This window comes from Bradyrhizobium sp. BR 1432 (assembly GCF_051547705.1).
GTDB classification, from domain to species: domain Bacteria; phylum Pseudomonadota; class Alphaproteobacteria; order Rhizobiales; family Xanthobacteraceae; genus Bradyrhizobium; species Bradyrhizobium zhanjiangense.
Genome location: NZ_JBPUGF010000003.1, coordinates 5326079 through 5347170 on the forward strand (window position 1 = coordinate 5326079; position 21092 = coordinate 5347170).

A 21092-nucleotide genomic window follows, 5' to 3' on the forward strand; every position below is an offset into this window, starting at 1 on the left:
TCGTAGGGTGGGTTAGCCCTGCAGATGCGCAACGCGCATCTGCTCGGCGTAACCCACCAGCTGTTTGTCTCCGCGGACGCGAAAGAGGTGGGTTACGCCCAGCGGACTGCGCTTCGCGCAGCCGCAAGGCTAACCCACCTTACGATCCTACAACTTCCCGAACACGCGCTTGAAGATCGTGTCGACGTGCTTGAGGTGATAGCCGAGATCGAACTGCTCCTCGATCTCGGCGTCGCTGAGATATTTCTTCACCTCAGCGTCCTTCTTCAGGAGCTGAAGGAAATCGCCTTCGCCGCGCCAGACCGGCATCGCGTTGCGCTGCACGAGCTTGTAGGCGTCCTCGCGGCTGGCGCCCTTCTGCGTCAACGCCAGCAGCACGCGCTGGGAGTGCACGAGGCCGCCGAGGCGGTCGAGGTTCTTCTGCATGTTGGCGGGGTACACCAGCAGCTTGTCGATCAGGCCGGCGAGGCGCACCAGCGCGAAGTCGAGGGTCACCGTCGCATCGGGCCCCATCATGCGCTCGGCGGAAGAGTGCGAGATGTCGCGCTCGTGCCAGAGCACGACGTTCTCCAGCGCCGGCGTCACATAGGCCCGCACCATGCGGGAGAGGCCGGTGAGGTTTTCCGACAGCACCGGATTGCGCTTGTGCGGCATTGCCGAAGAGCCCTTCTGTCCCTCCGAGAAGAACTCTTCGGCCTCCAGCACCTCGGTGCGCTGCATGTGGCGGATCTCCACCGCGATGCGCTCGATCGAGGAGGCGATCACGCCAAGGGTCGAGAAATACATCGCGTGACGGTCGCGCGGGATCACCTGCGTCGAGATCGGCTCCGGCACGAGGCCCATGGCCTTGGCGACGTGCGCTTCAACGCGGGGATCGATTTGCGCAAACGTGCCGACGGCGCCGGAGATGGCGCAGGTCGCGACCTCCTTGCGCGCCGCGATCAGGCGCTCCTTGGCGCGCGAGAATTCGGCATAGGCATAAGCGAGCTTGAGGCCGAAGGTGACGGGCTCGGCATGGATGCCGTGGCTGCGGCCGATGGTCGGCGTCATCTTGTGCTCGAAGGCGCGCTTCTTCAGGGCGGCGAGCACCTTGTCGAGGTCGGCGAGCAGCAGGTCGGCGGCGCGGGTGAGTTGGACGTTGAGGCAGGTGTCGAGCACGTCGGAGGAAGTCATGCCCTGGTGCACGAAGCGCGCCTCGGGACCGACGATCTCGGCAAGATGGGTGAGGAAGGCGATGACATCGTGCTTGGTCTCGCGCTCGATCTCGTCGATGCGGGCGACGTCGAACGTGGCGTCCTTGGCCTTGGCCCAGACGGTCTTGGCGGCCTCCTTGGGGATGGTGCCGAGCTCGGCGAGCGCGTCCGCCGCATGCGCCTCGATCTCGAACCAGATCTTGAACCGGGTCTGCGGCTCCCAGATCGAGGCCATTTCCGGGCGGGTATAGCGGGGGATCATCTGACGGCTCCAAGAGGTGGGCGGGACAACCCTGGGGACGCTAGGGGCGTGGGCTCCGGCCAAAATGCTTTTTACGCCGCGATTTAGCAGAGCGGGGAGGGCGAAACAAACGATCCGGCCCAGGGAGCTGGGTATGGGGGCAACTATCCACCGGTCGGGCGCGGCGAGCCTGCGCCGGAGCAAAAATTGGCTATCAATCACGGATCATTGACTGACAGATATTGAAATCTGTCAGCTGAGACGTGTATATCCGTACTCGGATGCTCCGATTGGGCGTCCCGCGACAAGCCCCGGGGAGCCCGACATCCGAAGCAAGCTCGGATCGGAGGGCGGATTAAAGAACGGGGACCGCGGACGAATGGAGACTTAAGACAATGACGACCGAAATCCTCAATTTCACCGGCGTGATTGGGCATTGGCTCAATTTGCTGGTGGCGCGCCAGATCGCGGCGCAGGCTGCAAAACTGCCTCATTAAGGCATAGGCTTTCCGAACGACCGGCCAGGGCGCTTCGGAAGCGGTCCTACTGCCGGGTAACTGAACCCTGAACGGGAACATGGTGCTGGCATGAATGAAGCTATTGTCTTGACGCCGGAGCGGATCCTCGAAGTCACCGAGGACGTGCTCAGGCGCTTCGGACTTGCCAAGGCCACGGTGGTCGACGTTGCCCGTGCGCTCGATGTGAGCCACGGCAGCGTCTATCGCCATTTCCCGAGCAAGGCCTCGCTGCGCGAGGCCGTTGCCAAACGCTGGCTCGACCGCATCGACGCGCCGTTGCGCGCGATCGCCGAGGAGCAGGGCCCCGCACCTGACAGGCTCGACCGCTGGCTTCGCATGCTGTTCGCCGCCAAGCGTTCGCGCGTGCTCGACGACCCCGAGATGTTCCAGACTTATCTGACGCTGGCGCGCGAGGCCTGTGCGGCCGTCAAGTGTCACAAGGACACCATGATCGACCAGATCGCGGCGATCCTGACCGACGGCGTCAAGCAGGGCGTATTCGAGGTGGACGACGTCAAGACCACTGCGCGCGCCATCTTCGATGCCACCGTCCGCTTCCACCATCCGGCCCATGCCGACGAGTGGAAGGATGCCGATCTCTCCGCGCGCGTCGACGCGACGCTGGCGCTGCTGCTGCGTGGGCTGAAGGCGGCCTAAAGCCGCAGATCCTTTCAATAAGCGGTGCGGCCAATCAACCTCTCGTCTTGTGAAGCAGGGCGTCGTCGCGAAGCGAGGGCGAGGAAGCCGGGTGTCTTCGCGTGTGGAAGGCAGGGTCGGACGAGGGCACGACCGGCGGACTCTCCGGATATGCATTGACCGCGATTTCGACGACGTCCTTCGATCGCTTTCGAAGGCGGTAGAATGTGAGTTCCTGATCGAGCATTGGGCAGCGGAAGTGGACGACGGCGGTGTCCGGCAGGCGGCAAAGCTCGTCGATGAGTTCGCCTACTGTGATGATCGGGGGATGGTCGACTGTTTTGTGATGACCCTTACTCATGACCGTTACTCCTTCACTCCGTTGCTAACCGAAACTGAACGGTCTCCGTTCCATTCCGCTTGGCACATTGAGAAGGTTCAAGGGACTGAAGGAATGCGGCAGCCCTGCTGCTAGATCCTCGTCAACCCGCACGACGCCGCGAGCCGCACGAGTTGCGCGTCCGTGCGCGCGCCCGTCTTCGACTTGATCAGATAGTGATAGTTCTGCACCGTCTTCACACTGAGATTGAGATGCGCTGCGATCTGCTCGGTGGTGGCGCCGCCGGCGAACTGGCGCAGGATTTCGATCTCGCGCTCGCCCAGTTGATCCAGCGCCGAGCCGGTCGGCGACAGGCTGTCCTCGGCGAGAATATGCGCGATGTCGTCGCTCATGGCGCGCTCGCCGCGCGCCACGCTGCGGATCGCATTCACGACTGCCGACGGCTCGCTGCTCTTGGTGACGAAGCCAGAGGCGCCGGCGCCGAAGGCGGCTTTCACCAGCACGGCTTCGTTGTGCATGGTGAAGACGAGAATGCGCGCCCGCGGGCTGCGCGCACGGATGTTGCGGATCGCCTCCAGCCCGCTCGCGCCGGGCATCGAGATATCAAGCACGACGACATCGGGATCGTGCGCTTTGAAGGCGCCATAGGCGTCCGCGGCGTTGTCGGCTTCCGCCACGACACGAAGATCGCCCTGGCTTTCCAGCACGCGCCGGTAGCCTTGCCGCACGATCGGGTGGTCGTCGACCAGCAGCACGGAGATTCCTGTTGCCGCGACCTCGCTCATCTCGGCCTCACGCGGCGAGCGGGATGGTGGCGGCCACGCTGAGGCCGCGGGTCGCTGGCAGGATCGACAGCGATCCACCGGCGGCCGCAACACGTTCGCGGATGCCGGTGAGGCCGAAGCCGGCCGATTGCGCGACGCGCTCCGCATCGCCGCCGCCGTCGTCCTCGACACGGATCAGGAGCGCGTCGTCCTCGCCGGCTTGGCGCTCGATGCGCAACGAGATCTCGCGCGCCGAGCCGTGACGCAGGGCATTGGTCAGGCATTCCTGCGCCACGCGATAGGCGGTGGTGGCCGCCGGACCGCTGATGTCGGTGAGATCGCCCCTGAGGTCGAGCTGGATCGTCGGCCGCGCCGCGCTCTGCGAACGCCAGCTGTCGACGAGATTGACGAGACTGGCCTCGAGCCCAAGCTCCTCGGGCAGCGGATTGCGCAGCCGCTTCAAGGCGTCACGCAGCGAGGCCATCAGGTGATGGGTGGCCTGCGAGATCATGCGCGCATCCTGCGCGATGCCGTTGTCTTTGCTTTCCTTCGCGCTCGCCGTCTCGATGGTGTTGGCGAAGGCGAGGATGGCGGAGAGATTTTGTCCGAATTCGTCGTGCAGCTCGCGGGCGAGCGCGCGGCGTTCGTCGTCGCGGATCTCGATCAGCCGCCGTGTCAGCGCTGCGCGCTGCTCGGTCGCTTCCTCCAGCCGGCCGCCGAGCGCATCGACGGCGCTCCCGATCATCGCAAGCTCCATCGAACGGAAGCGCGGCAGCTTCGTGCGATACTGGCCGCGCGCCATGCGCTGCAACGCGGTGACGATGGTGCGTGCCGGCGCCAGCGCGTGCGCGATCGCGAGCGAAGCCAGCAGAGCGATTGCCGCCGCCATCAGCAGAGCAACGTCGATCACGTTGAGGATGTACTCCCAGGCGAGCGAGATTGCGGCGGCGGCGTCCGGTGTCGCAACCACCGTGCCGGCGGCTGCCGCGCGGGGACTGACAGGCCGCACCACCTCGGCGTGGCTGCCGAGGAAGGTCGGCACGATCGATGCGAACCAGCGCGGCGGTGTCTTGCCGATGCCTTGGCTCTGGCCGCAGAGCGGCTTCTCGAACGCCGCGGCCGGCTGGAACTCGACGCAGACGCCGGGCGAGATCAGCTTCATCGTCTCCAGCGTGCGCCAATCCGGAACCGGCAAGAGATGCTCGCGGGCTCTGGCTGCTGCGCAACAAGAGCTCACGCCAATACAGCGCCTGAAGCGCCTGCGCGACCCGCTGCGCGGAGGCCGCTGTCGCCCGGTCGACGCTGCGATAGGCATCGAACGTGGCCCACACCGTCGCTGCTCCCAGGCACAGCGCCACGATGAGCAGCAGACGGGCGACGAGCTGAAGCACGAGGCGCATGCGATCACCCTCAACGTTTGGTAAGCTCAGCCTAACAACGCCGCCGCGCCTTGCCAATTGCGCGGAACGGCAGGATAGCAGCTCGGGCAAATTTCCCAAGCCGGATTGGGCATGGGTCTTTGGACCTGGCGCGGCGGCTTTGATCTAATCGGGCAAGAATCTTCTCGGCCAATCGTCGCAAGCCAATCGGCGCAAGTCAGGAGCAGTGCAGCATGAGTTCTATGACGATTGGACCGATCGCGGGCCAAGCTGCCGACCCATCCGAGCGCAGCGCACTGCTGTTCTGGATGATCTTCACCGGGCTCTCGGTCTTCGCCGTCGTGCTGTTATGGCGCTTCGGCCTGATCCACCTGATGCTGACTTCGGACCGCACCTACATTTCGAGCGTGATCGCGGTGCTTTATGTCGTCACCTGCGGCCACTGCTTCCTGCGGACGCGGGCGATCGCGCGGGAGGGCGCCGCGGCACGGCGCTGCCGGGCGGTGCTGTCGGCTGCCGGCGGCAGCAAGGCGCTGGATGCGGGGGCGACCGCGCTGCCGCGCGGCCTCGTGCGCGATCACATCGAGAGCCTCGTGACCAAGGCCGCTGCGCAAGGCTACCGGCCGGTCGACCAGACGCTGCTGCTGCGGACGCTGGCCGACCGCCTGCGCGGCTCCAACGGCTTCGGCGCCTTCGTCTCGGATACGCTGATGAAGCTCGGCCTGCTCGGCACCATCATCGGCTTCATCATCATGCTGGCGCCGATCGCGGGCCTGGATGCCGCCGACAAGACCGCGATGCGCTCCTCGATGGGGCTGATGAGCGACGGCATGGCGGTGGCGATGTACACCACGTTGGCAGGCCTCGTCGGCTCGATCCTGGTCCGCATCCAGTACTACATGCTGGATGCGGCGACCCAGCGGGTGTTCTCGGATGCGGTGGTACTGACCGAGACCTATGTGACCCCGGTCCTGGAGCGCAGGGGATCTGGGACGCCGTCATGATGGATGATTTCGGTCTCTATCCGCGCGAGGAGGCGTTCGATCCGCTCGGCGTGATGCTGTTCAAGGCGCTCCAGGTGATCGCGTTCCTGTTCTTTCTGGCATTGCTTGCGGTCTCGCCGGACGCCAAGGACGGCAAGATCAATTCCAAGGCCGAGTTCATGATCACGCTAGACTGGCCGGACAATCACCCCGACGATCTCGACCTGTTCGTGCAGGACCCTGCCGGCAACATCGCCTGGTATCGCCACCGCGAGGCCGGCTTCCTCACGCTCGACCGCGACGATCGCGGCGGCGCCAATGACTTCATCATCGTCGCCGGCAAGAAGATCGCCTCGCCCATCCGCGAGGAGATCGTCACCGTGCGCGGTATCCTCGCCGGCGAATACACCGTCAACGTCTCGCATTTCGTCGCGACGACCGGCGAGCCCGTGACGGCCAATGTGAAGGTGCAGAAGCTCAATCCGACAGCGCAGGTGATCTTCGACAACAAGTTTACGCTCGACCACACCGGCGACGAGAAGACCGCGGTCCGGTTCCGGCTCGACGCCGAGGGCAAGGTGGTCAACGTGGATCAGCGGCCGAAGTCGCTGCTGGAGACGTTTCGCAGCAGTTGGCGCAACGGCGGCGATGTCGATCCCAAGACCGGTGTGAGCAAGAACGCTGTGAGGGTGCGCCGTGATTAGCCTGCAGACGGTCATCCTCTCGCTGTCGGTCGCCTACGCCGTCGTAGGCGCTCTGCTGCTGGTCGTGCTGGTCTATGCGAGGCTGCACTGGTCACTGAAGGCGGTCGCGGTGGTCGTGACCAGCGCCTTCTATGTCGTCAGCTTCACCGAGATGCGCGGGCTGCTCGGCTGGGCCAGCGCCGACCGGATGCCGGCCGCCTTCAAGCTGCTCCAGGCCCGCATCGTCGAGCCGCATTCGCTGGAGGGCGACCCCGGCTCGATCTATCTCTGGGTCGAGGCGCTGGACGAAGACAATCGGCCGAGCGGCATTCCCCGGGCGTTCCGGGTGCCCTACGACGACAGGCTGGCCGACAAGACCCATGCGGCGCAGAACGAGATCGCGGCCGGGCATCCGCAGGGCGGGCGCGCTGCCGATTTCGGCGGTGGTGACGGCAGCCTGATCGACATGGTGCGGGAATATGTGACGCCGAAGACGATCCTGGAGACCAGTGGCGGCAATTCCTCGACCGGCGAGTTCAACGCCCCGCCGGCCGGCGCGCAAGGCGCTGTGTTCACGCCGCTGCCGCCGCCCCGGATGCCGCCAAAGGACGAGCAATAGGCCCTTCATCATCGCGGCAGCGACCGCTGGAAAACCGACCCGCGCCGGCGCATGTTCTTGACGTCCCTCAATTTGGCCTTATCGGCTTCCGATAAGATTTGAGGGTGGAGGGTGCGTGCTCCTAGCTGTCTTCTCGGATATCCACGGCAACCGGCAGGCGTTCGAGGCGTGCCTGAAGATCGCCCGTGCGAAGGGCGCGGAGCGCTTCGTCCTGCTCGGTGATTTCGTCGGCTATGGCGCCGATCCGGAATGGGTCGTGGACACAGCGATGGAGCTCGTCGCCGGCGGCGCCATTGCCGTGCGCGGCAATCACGACCAAGCGGTCAATTCCTCGGCCGAGACCATGAATGTCGAGGCGCAGGTCGCGATCGAATGGACCCGCGGCCGGCTCGATAGCGCGCAGCGGCGGTTCCTGGCCGAATTGCCGATGCTGGTGGAGGACGACGGCCGTCTGTTCGTGCATTCGGAAGCCTCCAGCCCGCAGCGCTGGCACTATGTCCGATCAACGGCCGATGCCGCCAAGAGCCTGATATCGACGCCCGCCCACGTCACCTTCTGCGGCCACATCCACCGTCCGGCGCTCTATTCGATGTCGGTGACGGCGAAGATGACGAGCTTCGTGCCGAAGACCGACGTGTCCGTGCAGCTCTTGCGCGGGCGGCAATGGCTTGCCGTGCTCGGTTCGGTCGGCCAGCCCCGCGACGGCGATCCATCCGCGGCCTTCGTGCTGTTCGACACGGTCTCGTGCCAGATCACCTATTGCCGCGCGCCCTACGATATCGAGACGGCCGCAAACCGGATCCGCGAGAACGGCCTGCCGCATTGGCTGGCCGACCGCCTCTCGCAGGGGCGCTGACGGCGATGCCGAAACCGCTGGTCAAATCAGGCGCTGTGATCGACGGCTTCACCATCGGCGAGTGCGTGCATGCCGGCGGAATGGCGACGCTGTGGACCGTCACCCATCCCGGCATCGACGTGCCCTTGCTGATGAAGATCCCGCGGGTGTCGGAGGGCGAGGATCCCGCCGCGATCGTCTCCTTCGAGATGGAGATGATGATCCTGCCGCGGCTCGCAGCGCCGCACGTGCCGGCCTGTTTCGGCACCGGGGATTTCGCGCACCAGGCCTATGTCGTGATCGAGCGCATCGTCGGCACGACGCTCTACAAGCGGCTGCCGGACCTGCCGCTGCCCTATGACGAGGCGCGGCAACTCGTGGCGAAGATTGCGACCGCGCTCGCCGACCTGCACCGGCAGAACGTGATCCATCACGACATCAAGCCAAGCAGCATCATGTTCCGCGAGAGCGGCGAGGCCGTGCTGATCGATTACGGCCTGTCGCACCACAACCATCTGCCTGATTTGTTGCAGGAAGAATTTCGCCTGCCTTACGGGACCGCGCCTTACATGGCCCCCGAGCGGCTGCTTGGTGTTCGCGACGATCCGCGCAGTGACCTGTTCTCGCTCGGCGTGCTGCTCTATTTCTTCACTACGGGCGAGCGCCCCTTCGGCGAGGGTGAGACGTTGCGCGCGATGCGGCGCCGGCTGTGGCGCGATCCCTATCCGCCGCGCGCATTGCGCGCCGACTATCCGCCCTGGCTCCAGGAGGTGGTGCTGCGCTGCCTCGAGATCGAGCCGGTGTGGCGCTATCCAACGGCATCCCAGCTCGCCTTCGATCTCACCCATCCGGACCAGGTCAAGCTCACCGCGCGCGCGGAGCGGCTGAAGCGTAATTCCTTAGGCGTCGTGTGGCGGCGCCGCTTCAATCAGGGCGTCATGCAGCCGCGTGCGAAATCGGACGTCGCGGCGCAGATCGCGTCGAGCCCAATTCTTGCGGTGGCGCTCGACACGGTGGAGGGCTCACCTGAGCTGAACGAGGCGCTGCGCGTGACGACCGAGCGCATCCTCGCCACGCTGCCCTCGGCGCGGCTTGCCTGCCTCAACGTGCTCAAGCTGAACCGCATCGCGATCGACCGGACGCTCGATGAGCAGGGCTCCGACGAGCATATCGATCGCCTGGTCGCGCTCCGGCATTGGGCGACGCCGCTCAAGCTGGACGAGAGCCGGCTGTCGGTTCATGTGCTGGAAGCCGTCGATCCCGCCGCTGCGATCCTGGAGTTCGCCGCGGTCGATCAGGTCGACCACGTCATCATCGGGGCACGGCAGAGCTCGTTCCGCCGTACGCTGCTCGGCAGCGTCTCGGCCAAGGTGGCCTCGGAAGCAGCCTGCACCGTCACCGTGGTGCGGCCGCCGCGAATGGCGGGGGATGCAGCCGAAGCGGATGCCGGCGAGGCGGCCGGATAGGGCTGCGCCTCCGAGCGGCGGATCAGGCCGCGTGGGCCGCGCGCTTACGGCGGATGGGCCAGGAGAATTGCGGGCCGGGCTCGCCGTGATCCGCACTGCCGCCAAAATACTGGATGATCTCGCGGCAGGGCTCGCAGTTGAACAGGTTGCGCGACGCGGACGCCTTGGTCATTTCCTTCAGGCAGTTCGGGCAGTGCGGCTTCATTGGGAGGCGGTCCGGAAAAGGAAATCTCAGTGTCGGCGCTGCGAGGAGAACGACTGGTCGAGGTCCGAATTGTCGGGCCAGGCATCGTTGTCCAGCGTGCCGTCGGCGCGTTCGAGGCGGCCGAAGAAGTCATCGAGGCTCGGATGCGGGCGACGCGGGATCCGGCACCTGCGCTTCGGCTGGCGCTTCACGAGTGCGATCTGCATGGCGCTCAGTCCTGGTGACGATGAAGCGGGATGATGCGAGCCGAAGTTGGGGCCTTCACCGGTCGCGCCACGTAGAGGCTGCGAGCTGCAATCGCCGCATTGAATCCGAACCACAACGCTACGCCAGTCCAAACCAGGGTCGTCGTCATGATGTGCTCCCGTCAAAAAGCAGGCAGGAGTTACTTGCGGTGATTTGCACGAATCAGTGAAGTCCGGATGAGTACGGATCAAGGTTGCAATTTGAGGCATTGCGCGCTGCAACACCGCTAGGAGCCGCAGGTTTGCGGGCTCCCCAATCCAGCTCAAATCGCTTCGCCGCGCGCCCCTAGCGCCGCGTTGCGGATGGCCGCGATGTTGGTCGTGTAGGCCTCCTGCGTGCCGCCCCTGAATACGGAGGTGCCAGCCACGAAGGCGTTGGCGCCGGCCGCCGCGAGCGCGCCGGCAACGTCGGGACCGACACCACCGTCGACCTCGATGTCGATCGGGCGTCCCGCAGTCATCGCGCGGATGTCACGGATCTTGCCGATCGCGGAGGGGATGAAGGCCTGGCCGCCGAAGCCGGGATTGACCGACATCACCAGCACGAGGTCGACCAGGTCGAGCACGTATTCGAGCGCGCTGATCGGCGTGCCCGGGTTGAGCGAGACGCCGGCCTTCTTGCCGAGCGCGCGGATGGCCTGGAGCGAACGGTGCAGATGGGGACCAGCCTCCGCATGCACGGTGATGTGGTCGCAGCCGGCTTTCGCGAAGGCCTCGAGATAGGGGTCGCAGGGCGAGATCATCAGATGCGCGTCGAAGATCTTCTTCGTGTGCGGGCGCATCGCCTTGATGACATCAGGGCCGTAGGAGATGTTGGGCACGAAGTGCCCATCCATCACGTCGAGATGGATCCAGTCGGCGCCGGCGGCATCCACCGCGCGCACCTCCTCGCCGAGCTTGGAGAAATCCGAGGCCAGGATCGAGGGTGCGATGGCCAGGGGGCGAGGGGCGAAGGCTTGGGTCATGGCGCGGTTTCCGGTGGCGGCCGAAACAAGAACGGCCTCGCCTAACATGGGCCTCCGCGGCGGGCAATGCAGGGGAAGCTGCTTCCTGTGGGCGGAAATTTCTGCCGCGACCGGCACGAATTGCCGGTATTCCCGGACCGTGCAAAGCGCAGCGAAGGCGGATTTCATTGAGCTTTTCACGCTGGCACGACGCTTGCTGACGTCTCTTTCTGACGTCGTCTCTTGCTGAAGTCGTCTTCGGAACATTGGCCGCGGCATGCCGCATCGGTGGAGTTGTGCAATGTTGTTCGCCCTAGGCGCGGTATCGAGTGCGCTCGACGCGATCCAGTCGCTGACGAACTCGAAATCGTCATCGGCAACGCAGAAGACGGGATCTTCCCAAGGTGCAACCAATCCGTTCGCGATCGACAGCGGCAACAGCAGCACGCCCAGCGGCGCGACCTCGTCGGTCAATTCGGGCAGGTATCCGCAGATATCGCCCGAAACGATGAATGCGTTGTTCGCGGCGCAAAGCCAGTCGGCCGACGGCGCGAGCGGCGCGACCAGCGCGACCTCGTCGAGTTCGGCGTCCTCGACCTCGAAGGACCGGGAGTCGGCGCTGAAGGATCTGTTCTCGCAGATCGATGCGGATGGCGACGGCAAGATCACCAAGTCCGAGTTCGAGGATGCGCTGGGCGCCGGCGGCACCAATCTGGCGCAGGCCGACGACGTGTTCTCGAAGATGGATGCGAACTCGGACGACGGCATCAGCCTGGATGAGATGTCGAAGGCGCTGAAGAGCGGTCACCGCGGCCACCACGCCCATGGCGCGAACGGCGCGGGCGACGCCTCCAGCGGCTCGGATTCCTCGTCGTCGAGCGGTGGATCGACCTCGACCACGACGACCAACGCCGACGGCTCGACCACCACCACCGTCACCTATGCCGACGGCTTCAAGATGTCGACCACGGTGCCGGGCGCCTCCAGCAGTTCCGGTAACTCGGCCTACGATCTGTTCGCGCAGTTGATGCAGCGGCAAGGCGGGCAGGGGCAAGGCGCGTCAGCAACTGCCGGTTCGTCCATGTCGATGAGCGTCTAAGCACCACGCGCGCTCTCCACAACTAACGCTGTCATGCCCCGGCTTGAACACTTGACCGGGGCATCCAGTACGCCGCGACCTCTCGGTCCAATCAATCCTGTCTCTGGAATACTGGATCGCCCGGTCTTCGCCGGGCGATGACGCGCGACGTGGTGAGAGACGTCTGCCCCTTACGCCCCAAACCGATCCCTCCACGCCGGCTGCGCACCGGGGAACGGCAAGGCGGACGCGCTGTAGACGCCGCGCGCGATCGCGCGTGCGACGACGTTGGCAGCGATCGTGCCAAGCTCGGTGAGGCCGACCAGCGGCTCGATCGGCTTCGCGCAGGTCGCTGCGGCGAACAGCACGTCGCCGTCGGTCGGCGCATGCACCGGATAGATCGCGCGGGCAAAGCCGGTATGCGCGATCATCGCCAGCCGCTTGGCCTGGGGTTTGGTCAGCACCGCATCGGTGACGACGGCGCCGATAGTGGTGTTTTCGCGAGCGCTCGCCGCGGGACCGCCCTTGATGCGCATGCGGAGCATGTCGTCCGTGAATTTGTCCGGCAGGCCGCGTCCGCCGAATTCGCCGTCCACCTCGAACGGCGCCGCCCAGAACCACGGTCCGTTACCGACGGTGACGCTGCCCACCGCGTTGACGGCGACGATCGCCGCGACCTTGACGCCATCGGGCGTCACCGCCGAGGCCGAGCCGAGCCCGCCCTTGAACGTCGCGGTGGTGGCACCGAGTCCGGCGCCGACGCTGCCGAGCGCGAAGTCCGTGCCGGCTGCTGCTGCTGCCGCGGCGTAGCCGAGGTCGCGATAGGGCGAGAAGCGTCCCCAGGCCTTGTCGCCACCGTTGAGGAGGTCGAACAGGATCGCGCCCGGCACGATCGGGATCAGCGCTTCGCGAACCCGGTAGCCGCGGCCCTGCTCGGCGAGCCAGGCCTGCACGCCGCCGCCGGTATCGAGGCCAAAGGCGGAGCCGCCCGACAGCGCGATGGCGTCGACGCGCTCGACGGTGTTGGCAAGATCGAGCAATGCGTCCTCGCGCGTGCCGGGTCCGCCGCCGCGAACGTCGATGGCGGCGACCGCCGGAGAATCGAAGATAACCGCGGTCGCGCCCGAGCCGGCTTTTGCGTCTTCGGCATGGCCGACGCGGACGCCGGCGATGTCGGTGAGGAGATTTTTCAAACTGGCCTCGTAACCTGAGAGGAGTTCGTACCTGCGATAGCGCAGAGACGTCGCAGGCTCAACTGGCGAGGGCCGTCCTGAGCATCTTGGCGAGCTCGGACTTGCGGTAGGGCTTGGCCAGCAGCAGCACGCCGGAATCCAGCCGGCCGTGATGGACGATGGCGTTCTCGGTGTAGCCTGAGGTGAACAGCGTCTTCAGGTCGGGGCGGCGCTTGTGCGCTTCGTCTGCAAGCTGGCGGCCGTTCATGTTGCCGGGCATGATGATGTCGGTGAAGAGCAGGTCAATGGTCTTGTCGCTATCGATGATGGTGAGGGCCTCGGCGCCGTTGGCGGCCTCGAGCGCGGTATAGCCGAGGCTCTTGACCTGCGTCACAACATATTGCCGCACCAGCGCGTCATCCTCGACGATCAGGATCTTCTCGTTGCCGCCGGTGATGGGCGCATTCTGGAGCGCTTCGAACTCGGCCTCCTGCACCCCGGTCGAGCGCGGCAGGTAGATCTTCACGCTCGTGCCGTGGCCTTCCTCGCTGTAGATCTTGATGTGGCCGCCAGACTGTTTGACGAAGCCGAACACCATGCTCAAGCCCAGGCCGGTGCCCTTGCCGACCTCCTTGGTGGTGAAGAAGGGATCGAACACACGGTCGATCAGGTCCGCCGGAATTCCGCTGCCGGTGTCGCTGATCGCAATCATCACGTAGCTGCCGGCGACCATGTCAGGGTTCATGCTGGCATAGCCATCGTCGAGGAAGATGTTGCGCGTCTCCAGCACCAAGGTGCCGCCGTCGGGCATGGCGTCGCGCGCGTTCAATGCCAGATTGAGGATCGCGGTGGAGAGTTGGCCCGGGTCGACCAGCGTCGGCCAGGCATCCTCGGTGAGCTGCGGCACGATCGTGATCTGCTCGCCGAGCGTGGGATGCAACAGCTTGGCGGCTTCGAGCACCAGTGCGTTGACGTCGATCTCGCGCGGCTGCAGCGGCTGCTTGCGCGCGAAGGCAAGCAGGTGCTTGGTCAGCTGCGCGCCCCGCTCGGCGGCATCGTCGATCAACTTGGTGATGGCGGCAAGCTCAGGCCGGTCGGCGACGGCGTCACTGAGAATGCCGATCGTGCCCGTGATGACGGTCAGCACGTTGTTGAAGTCGTGGGCGACGCCGCCGGTCAACTGGCCGATGGAGTCCATTTTCTGGACCTGCCGGAGCTGGGCTTCGGCGGCCTGCTTGTCGGTAAGGTCGCGGCCGATGAAGAAGTGGCGCTTCACAGGCTCCGACCAGGTGCCCATCCAGTTCAGCGTGACCTCGTGACCGTCGTAGTGGTAGTAACGCGCCTCGAAACTGCGCTTGACCGCGCCGCGCCGGGCGGCGCGCATCTCGCTCCGCGTGTTCTCGAGATCGTCGGGATGGATGAACTCGGTCGCGCTGTGCCCGACCATGTCCTCGGGGCTATAGCCGAGGATGTTCTTCACGCTCGGGCTGATCTGGACGAAATTGCCATAGCCGTCAGTGACCAGGATCAGGTCCTGCGATGTCTCGAAAATGCGCTGGCGTTCTTCGGTCTCGCGGCGCAGCTTCTCTCTCGCCTGCTTCTCTTCGGTAATGTCATGGGCGATCTTGGAGGCGCCGATGATCTCGCCATGATCCGTGCGCAAAGGGGAGACATTCAGGACGACGTCGAGCGGGCGTCCGTCTTTTCGGATGCGGATCGTCTCGTGCTGGGCGATCGACTCGTTGCTGGCAATCCGGTTGAGGATGCTCCTGACTTCGCCCTTGAGATCAGGCGGCACGATGATGTCGATCGGCTTGCCGATCGCCTCTGCAGCGGAATAGCCGAACAGATGTTCGGCGGCCTTGTTCCAGCCGGTGATGATGCCGTCGAGCGTTTTCGTGATGATGGCGTCGTTGGAGGACTCGACCACCGCGCCATACAGGGCGAGGCGCTTGCCGTAATAGTCGCGTTCCGAAGCCGATTGTTGGCGCAACCTGCCGACGAGGCCCACCGTATGCGCCTGAAGGCGGACATTCTCGATGAGGAGCACCGCGAGCACGAAGGTCGCCGCGCCGAGGCCATAGAGCCGGCCGGCATAGAAGCCGAGATCGAAGCGTGCGACGTTGACGATCGCCGACAGCGCGATGTCGAACAGCCAGGCGCACATGACGACCATGAGCCAGACGTCGATCACCGAATGCGGCCTGCGGAACCAGAGCGAGACGAGCGCGGCAAAGCTCAGCGACCACACGAAGGACACGACGCCGATCATCGTCGGCGTGTAGCGGCCGTCGCGCAGCAGAACCGGCAACAGATCGTGCTGCACGGTGACGATCCAGGTGAAGACAGCCATCGCGGCGATGATGCCGAGCACGCTGGCGCAGATCGCCCTGCTCGTCGCAGTCCGAACCCGCGGGCCTCCGTCCTTTTCCTTCAGCCAGGCATAGCCCAGCACGCATAGCGGGAAGACGCCGTGCCAGATCATGTAAAGCCAGACCGTGGTCTGCCGGCCCGCGCCGAAGAGCCCGCTCGGTGTGAACAGGCCGGGGAAGGTGAGGGCATGGACCAGCGCCGCCGCGGCGGTGAAGAGATAACCGGTCGCGAGCCACAGCAACGCGCGGGTCCGCAAGACTGCAAATTGCGACAGCAGCAGCACTGCCGTGACGATGTCGCTCACGGCGAGCGCCGATTGATAACTCGCGACGAAGGCGGGGACGGGCAAGAGCGGGGTACCCGCGAAGGGCACGGCCGCCGCGAACAGGATCGAGGACACGCCGACAATCGTCAGTGCCGCGCTGCGGTCGGTCGAGGTGGCCGGCAGCGTCGAAAGAAATGTGCTTCGGTCGATCGGTGCAGGCACGTCCACCTCTCGCGGGTCGGTCTTGAGCAGGTCAGCTTTGAGCAGCGTTTTGAGCATCTCCGCTTCGTCTCATTCGGCCGTCAGCCTCGTTCATGGTAGCGAGTTCTGGCGCACATCGTGAACGGAACCGGTGACGACTCAACCGAAGGTTACAGATTACTTAATTTCGGCGGGAACACGGTATAGGACGGGGTAAGATGCGCTTTACTGGGTGGTGTCATAATGCCCCTCCGTCCCGGCGGGTTCCAGGTTTGAATCAGCGATTTTGATCTCAATATCGGAAGTTGTCCCCATGCCTCGCGTTCTCATCATCGACGACCAAAAGGACGTCCGCGCGATGGTCGCGATCGTGCTTCGGGTCAATCGTTTCGAGGTCGTGGAGGCTGAAAGCGGTGCGGCCGGGCTGAAAGCCTTCGCGGAAAGCTCGTTTGACGCGGCAATCGTCGACATCTTCCTCGGTGATGCCAGCGGCGTCGACGTCATCGCGACCCTGCGTGAGCGCGCGCCTGCGCTGCCCGTCGTTGCGGTGTCCGGGATGACGACGCTCGATTTCATGGAATCGCCTCACCTCGCCGACGTGGTCTGCCTGCAAAAGCCGTTTCGGCCGAATGATCTCCTGCAAGCCCTGCGAAAGGCCCAGGCCGCGGCGGGCGGCGAACTGCCGGCAGCCGTCTGACCTCACGCAAGAAGAAACGCCCCGGGCAAGCCGGGGCGTGATGGTGATTGGTCGGTCTGAGGCCACGCCAGCGGGCTAGGTGCCGCTGCCGGCGATCTCGGAGTAGCTGCCCTTGGCATCCCATTTGTAGACGACGTAGTCGATCTGCTTGATGTCGCCCTTGGCGTCATACTCGATCGGGCCGATCACGGTGTCCCACTTGCCGGCCTTCATCGCCGCCATGACCTTCTTGGGGTCGGTGGTGCCGGCCTTCTTGGCGGCCTGCGACCAGACCTGCATCGCCGCGTAGGTGTAGAGCGTGTAGCCCTCGGGATCGATGCCCTTGGCCTTGAAGGCCTCGACGATCTTCTTCGCCGTCGGCTTGTTGCGCGGATCGGGGCCGAAGGTGAACAGGGTGCCTTCGCCGGCCGGACCGGTGATGGAGGCGTACTCCTTGTCGGCGAGCGCGTCGCCGGCCATCAGCACGGTCTTGAGGCCCTGATCGCGCATCTGACGCAGGATCAGGCCGCTCTCCTGATGATAGCCGCCGACATAGACGAGGTCGATGTTGTCGCGCTTCAGGCGCGAGACGATCGCGTTGAAGTCCTTGTCGCCCTTGTTGTAGGACTCATACATCTTCTCGGTGATGCCGGCCTTGTTGAGCGCCTTCTTGGTCTCGTCGGCAAGACCCTTGCCGTAGGTGGTCTTGTCGTTGAGGATCGCGATGTTCTTGCCCTTGAAGTTCTTGGCGATGTACTGCGCCGCGATCAGGCCCTGCTGATCGTCGCGGCCGCAGACGCGCGCCACGTTCCAGAGCTTGCGCTCGGTGAACAGCGGGTTGGTCGAGGCGGGCGTGATCTCGAGCACGTTGCCGTCGGCATAGGCTTCAGAGGCGGGGATCGACGACGACGAGCAATAGTGCCCGGCCACGAACGGGATTTTCGCGCCGGCGATCTTCTCGGCGATCGAGCGTGCCTGCTTCGGATCGCAAGCGTCGTCCTGGACGGAAAGCGCCAGCTTCTTGCCGTTGACACCGCCGGCGGCGTTGATGTCGGTCACGGCCATCTCGGCGCCGTTCTTCATCTGGCGGCCGAAGGCGGACTCGCCGCCGGTCATCGGGCCAGCGACTGCGACGGTGACATCCTGCGCGAATGCCGCGCTCGACAGCGCGAGTGATGCGCCGAATGCCAGACCGATGAGCTTCAGTGATTTCATGAGATACCTCGCGGGTGGTCGCCTGTGGAAGTTGCCGGGCTTGCCCGGTCCAAACCGGTCCCATTCTCGAATGAAATTGCCGAGAAGTCACCGGCAAAATACGGGCGTGGGCGGAGATATCTCGCCATATTCGGCCGCACGTGGTTCGCCCTTAGTCGCCCTTGGGGGGCGTCAGCCGTGCCGGCCGCCTTCCAGATAGGCGGCGCGAATCTCGGGGCGCTGCAACAACTCGGCGCCGGTCCCGGCCAGCGTGATCAGGCCATTGACCATGACGTAACCGCGATGGGCGAGCTTGAGCGCATGATTGGCGTTCTGCTCGACGATCAGAACGGTCAGGCCGTCCTGCCGGTTCAGGGTGCGGATCGCATCGAAAATCTGGCGGGCGATCAGCGGTGCCAGCCCGAGCGAGGGCTCGTCCAGCAGGAGCAGGCGGGGGCGGCTCATCAGCGCGCGGCCAATTGCCAGCATCTGCTGCTCGCCGCCGGACAGGGTTCCACCGCGCTGGGCAAAGCGTTCCTTCAGCCGCGGAAACAGCGTGAACACGCGCTGGAGCGTCGCCTCGCGCTCCGCATCGGTGCATCCGGTGGCATCCGCCCCCATCTGGAGGTTTTCCGCAACGCTCATGCGCGGGAAGATGCGGCGGCCTTCCGGCGATTGCGCGATGCGCAAATGCGCGATCTCGTGGGTGGGAACGTCGGTGATGTCGCGGCCTTCGTACAGGATCTGGCCGGCGCGGGCACGCGGCTTGCCGAAGATCGTCATCATCAGCGTCGACTTGCCGGCGCCGTTGGCGCCGATCAGGGCAACGATCTCGCCGGCATTGATCTCGACGTCGACGCCCTTCAGCGCCTCGATCTTGCCGTAGGCGGCGCGAAGGTTGCGGATCGCGAGCAGGGGAGTGGGTGCCGACGTCACGTCCCGCTCTCCATCACGGCCACCGCCTCGTCCTCGTCGGCGCCGAGATAGGCGGCGATCACCTTGGGATCGTCGCGGACTTCGCGCGGGGAGCCTTCCGCGATCTTGACGCCGTGGTCCATGACCACGATGTGGTCGGAGATCTGCATCACGACCGACATGTCGTGCTCGATCAGCAGGATCGAGGTGCCGAGCTCGTCGCGGATCGAGAGCAGGAGTTCGCTCAAGGCGGCGCTCTCGCGCGCGTTGAGGCCGGCCGCGGGTTCGTCCAGGCACAATAGCGCGGGCTCGGTGCACATGGCGCGCGCGATCTCGAGCCGGCGCTGATCGCCATAGGCGAAATTGCCGGCAGCGTCGTCGGCGCGGTCGAGCAGATTGACCCGCCTGAGCCAGTCGGTGGCGAGATCGATCGCGCGCTTTTCGGCGTCGCGGTAGGCGGGGACGCCGAGGAGACCGAGGAGGGTGAAGCCGGAGGCGCGCATCAATGGGTTGTGCTGCGCCACCATCAGGTTCTCCAGCGCGGTCATGCCGGGAAACAGGCGGATGTTCTGGAACGTGCGCGCGACCTTGGCCCGCTTGGCGATGCGGAAATCGTTTAGCCGCTCCAGCGCGATGACCTTGCCGTCGTCGTGGGTGAGGCGGATGGTGCCGCCGCTCGGCTTGTAGAAGCCGGTGATGCAGTTGAAGACGGTGGTCTTGCCGGCGCCGTTCGGTCCGATCAGTGCGGTGATCTTCTTCCGCTCAGCCGAGAGTGACAGGTCCTGCACGGCGACGATGCCGCCGAAGCGCATGGTGAGCCGGTCGACGCTGAGAATCTTGTCGCCGCTCATCCGTGCCCTTCCTTGACGAGGTCGGAAGAGATCGCCTGCGCCTTGGTCAGATACACGGTCGGCGCACGGTGGCCGATCAGGCCGCGCGGCCGCCAGATCATGATCAGCACCATCGCCATGCCGAACACCAGCATGCGATAGGTTTCGAGGCCGCGGAACAGCTCGAAGCCGCCAATCATGGCGAGCGCTGCAAGCGCGACGCCGAGCTGCGAACCCATGCCGCCGAGCACGACGATGGCGAGCACCAGCGCCGATTCCTGGAAGGTGAAGGATTCCGGGCTGATGAAGCCCTGGCGCGTGGCGAAGAACGCACCGGCGAAGCCGCCGAACATGGCGCCCGTCGCGAACGCCGTGAGCTTGGTGGTCGTGGTGTTGATGCCGAGCGCGCGGCAGGCGACCTCGTCCTCGCGCAGCGCTTCCCAGGCTCGGCCGATCGGCAGGCGGCGCAGGCGGATCGTCACCCAGTTGGTGAGGAGCGCCAGCGCCAGGATCACATAGAACAGGAAGACGATGCGGTGGGTCGGCGAATACTCGATGCCGAGCTTCGCAGCGAGCCCATCGTCGCTGCTGTCGAGCGGGATGCCGAAGAGGGTAGGGCGCGGAATGCTCGAGACGCCGTTCGGCCCGCCCGTTAGGCTCTGCCAGTTGATGATGACCAGCCGGATGATCTCGCCGAAGGCCAGTGTCACGATGGCGAGATAGTCGCCGCGCAGGCGCAGCACCGGGAAGCCGAGCATCACGCCCCAGAGGGCGGCGAGAATGCCGGCGAGCGGCAGGCAGATCCAGAACGACCAGCCGAAATTGGTGGCGAGCAGCGCATAGGAATAGGCGCCCACCGCATAGAAGGCGACGTAGCCGAGATCGAGCAGGCCGGCGAGGCCGACCACGACGTTCAACCCCCAGCCCAGCATGACATAGGTGAGCACGAGGATCGCGAGGTCGAGGATGTAGCGCTGGTCATAGAAGATCACAGGTACCAGCAGGGTGAAGATCAGGAGCGCCGGCGCGAGGAAACGGCCGGCGAACGACATTCCGCTTTGCACTGCCGGCGGCACCAGCCGCTCGGCGCCGCTCGGACCGATCCATTGCCGTAGCAGCTCGATCACGATCGAGCCGCCGAACACGACGCCGACGAGGGATGCGAGCTCACCGAGGCGCGTCCAGTAGGTGAGCTGGCCGGAGGAGCCCGCCTCGGTGCGGATACCGACCATCAGCGAGAACAGCACCAGTGCGACAGCTGCGTTGACGACGGCGGTTTTGAGGATGGAGAGGATGCCCGCTCTGGGTTTGGCCATCATGGTCGAGGGAGCTGTCAC

General features: G+C 65.2%; 21 protein-coding genes and 1 pseudogene. 8 read left to right on the forward strand and 14 right to left on the reverse strand.

The window, feature by feature from the left end:
- Positions 1-147 precede the first annotated feature (147 nt).
- A complete protein-coding gene (gene purB / locus ACSKB8_RS25530) occupies positions 148-1455 on the reverse strand; it encodes an adenylosuccinate lyase (protein WP_438107213.1) in 1308 nt (435 codons plus the stop codon).
- 566 nt (positions 1456-2021) lie between these two features.
- Between purB and ACSKB8_RS25535 the strand changes: the two genes are divergently transcribed.
- The gene (locus ACSKB8_RS25535; RefSeq protein ID WP_438107215.1) at positions 2022-2609 is read left to right on the forward strand and encodes a TetR family transcriptional regulator; all 588 of its coding nucleotides are present in this window, start codon (positions 2022-2024) and stop codon (positions 2607-2609) included.
- A gap of 34 nt (positions 2610-2643) precedes the next feature.
- On the opposite strand, the gene ACSKB8_RS25540 is transcribed toward ACSKB8_RS25535, so the two are convergent.
- The 3 genes and pseudogenes from ACSKB8_RS25540 to ACSKB8_RS25550 all read right to left on the reverse strand — a co-directional run bounded on the left by ACSKB8_RS25540 (position 2644) and on the right by ACSKB8_RS25550 (position 5092).
- Positions 2644-2949, reverse strand: a complete 306-nt coding sequence (locus ACSKB8_RS25540; RefSeq protein WP_438107217.1) for a hypothetical protein — start codon at positions 2947-2949, stop codon at positions 2644-2646.
- 110 nt (positions 2950-3059) lie between these two features.
- On the reverse strand, positions 3060-3713 hold the full coding sequence (locus tag ACSKB8_RS25545; protein ID WP_370988915.1) for a response regulator: 654 nt from the start codon (positions 3711-3713) through the stop codon (positions 3060-3062).
- 7 nt (positions 3714-3720) lie between these two features.
- Positions 3721-5092, reverse strand: a pseudogene (locus tag ACSKB8_RS25550) (sensor histidine kinase).
- 212 nt (positions 5093-5304) lie between these two features.
- On the opposite strand from ACSKB8_RS25550, the gene ACSKB8_RS25555 reads away from it, so the two are divergent.
- From ACSKB8_RS25555 to ACSKB8_RS25575, 5 genes are all read left to right on the forward strand, one after another.
- Positions 5305-6075, forward strand: coding sequence for a MotA/TolQ/ExbB proton channel family protein (locus tag ACSKB8_RS25555; RefSeq protein WP_091888984.1), 771 nt, complete (start codon positions 5305-5307; stop codon positions 6073-6075).
- Positions 6072-6758 (forward strand): hypothetical protein, encoded by a 687-nt coding sequence (locus tag ACSKB8_RS25560; protein ID WP_438107219.1) that lies wholly within the window; start codon positions 6072-6074, stop codon positions 6756-6758. Before ACSKB8_RS25555 ends, ACSKB8_RS25560 begins: the two co-directional genes overlap by 4 nt.
- Complete coding sequence (locus ACSKB8_RS25565) at positions 6751-7356, forward strand: hypothetical protein (protein WP_438107221.1); 606 nt, start codon at positions 6751-6753, stop codon at positions 7354-7356. The genes ACSKB8_RS25560 and ACSKB8_RS25565 overlap by 8 nt, the downstream gene beginning before the upstream one ends.
- A gap of 115 nt (positions 7357-7471) precedes the next feature.
- Positions 7472-8212: a metallophosphoesterase family protein gene (locus ACSKB8_RS25570; RefSeq protein ID WP_128932926.1), complete on the forward strand. Its 741-nt coding sequence runs from the start codon at positions 7472-7474 to the stop codon at positions 8210-8212.
- A gap of 5 nt (positions 8213-8217) precedes the next feature.
- Positions 8218-9657, forward strand: a complete 1440-nt coding sequence (locus ACSKB8_RS25575) for a serine/threonine protein kinase (RefSeq protein WP_438107223.1) — start codon at positions 8218-8220, stop codon at positions 9655-9657.
- Positions 9658-9679: 22 nt separating this feature from the next.
- On the opposite strand, the gene ACSKB8_RS25580 is transcribed toward ACSKB8_RS25575, so the two are convergent.
- The 4 genes from ACSKB8_RS25580 to rpe form a co-directional block, all read right to left on the reverse strand.
- On the reverse strand, positions 9680-9829 hold the full coding sequence (locus tag ACSKB8_RS25580; RefSeq protein WP_438107225.1) for a hypothetical protein: 150 nt from the start codon (positions 9827-9829) through the stop codon (positions 9680-9682).
- Positions 9830-9888: 59 nt separating this feature from the next.
- On the reverse strand, positions 9889-10068 hold the full coding sequence (locus tag ACSKB8_RS25585; RefSeq protein WP_438107227.1) for a hypothetical protein: 180 nt from the start codon (positions 10066-10068) through the stop codon (positions 9889-9891).
- Positions 10069-10073: 5 nt separating this feature from the next.
- Entirely contained in the window at positions 10074-10217 is a 144-nt protein-coding gene (locus tag ACSKB8_RS25590; RefSeq protein WP_438107229.1) for a hypothetical protein, read from the reverse strand.
- A gap of 153 nt (positions 10218-10370) precedes the next feature.
- Positions 10371-11072, reverse strand: a complete 702-nt coding sequence (gene rpe / locus ACSKB8_RS25595; RefSeq protein WP_438107231.1) for a ribulose-phosphate 3-epimerase — start codon at positions 11070-11072, stop codon at positions 10371-10373.
- Positions 11073-11352: 280 nt separating this feature from the next.
- On the opposite strand from rpe, the gene ACSKB8_RS25600 reads away from it, so the two are divergent.
- Positions 11353-12150: an EF-hand domain-containing protein gene (locus tag ACSKB8_RS25600; RefSeq protein ID WP_438107233.1), complete on the forward strand. Its 798-nt coding sequence runs from the start codon at positions 11353-11355 to the stop codon at positions 12148-12150.
- Positions 12151-12320: 170 nt separating this feature from the next.
- On the opposite strand, the gene ACSKB8_RS25605 is transcribed toward ACSKB8_RS25600, so the two are convergent.
- Complete coding sequence (locus ACSKB8_RS25605; RefSeq protein WP_438107234.1) at positions 12321-13322, reverse strand: P1 family peptidase; 1002 nt, start codon at positions 13320-13322, stop codon at positions 12321-12323.
- A gap of 58 nt (positions 13323-13380) precedes the next feature.
- Positions 13381-16218 carry a PAS domain S-box protein gene (locus ACSKB8_RS25610; RefSeq protein ID WP_438107236.1) on the reverse strand — a complete coding sequence of 946 codons (2838 nt, stop codon included), beginning with the start codon at positions 16216-16218 and terminating at the stop codon, positions 13381-13383.
- 235 nt (positions 16219-16453) lie between these two features.
- On the opposite strand from ACSKB8_RS25610, the gene ACSKB8_RS25615 reads away from it, so the two are divergent.
- On the forward strand, positions 16454-16837 hold the full coding sequence (locus ACSKB8_RS25615) for a response regulator (RefSeq protein WP_370988927.1): 384 nt from the start codon (positions 16454-16456) through the stop codon (positions 16835-16837).
- A gap of 75 nt (positions 16838-16912) precedes the next feature.
- Here ACSKB8_RS25615 and ACSKB8_RS25620 read toward each other — a convergent pair whose 3' ends face one another.
- From ACSKB8_RS25620 to livM, 4 genes are all read right to left on the reverse strand, one after another.
- Positions 16913-18031, reverse strand: coding sequence for a branched-chain amino acid ABC transporter substrate-binding protein (locus ACSKB8_RS25620; protein ID WP_438107238.1), 1119 nt, complete (start codon positions 18029-18031; stop codon positions 16913-16915).
- A 171-nt stretch (positions 18032-18202) separates the two neighbouring features.
- The gene (locus tag ACSKB8_RS25625; protein ID WP_438107240.1) at positions 18203-18946 is read right to left on the reverse strand and encodes an ABC transporter ATP-binding protein; all 744 of its coding nucleotides are present in this window, start codon (positions 18944-18946) and stop codon (positions 18203-18205) included.
- Positions 18943-19776 (reverse strand): ABC transporter ATP-binding protein, encoded by an 834-nt coding sequence (locus ACSKB8_RS25630; protein ID WP_370988930.1) that lies wholly within the window; start codon positions 19774-19776, stop codon positions 18943-18945. The genes ACSKB8_RS25625 and ACSKB8_RS25630 overlap by 4 nt, the downstream gene beginning before the upstream one ends.
- Complete coding sequence (gene livM / locus ACSKB8_RS25635) at positions 19773-21074, reverse strand: high-affinity branched-chain amino acid ABC transporter permease LivM (RefSeq protein ID WP_438110674.1); 1302 nt, start codon at positions 21072-21074, stop codon at positions 19773-19775. Before livM ends, ACSKB8_RS25630 begins: the two co-directional genes overlap by 4 nt.
- Positions 21075-21092 lie beyond the last annotated feature (18 nt).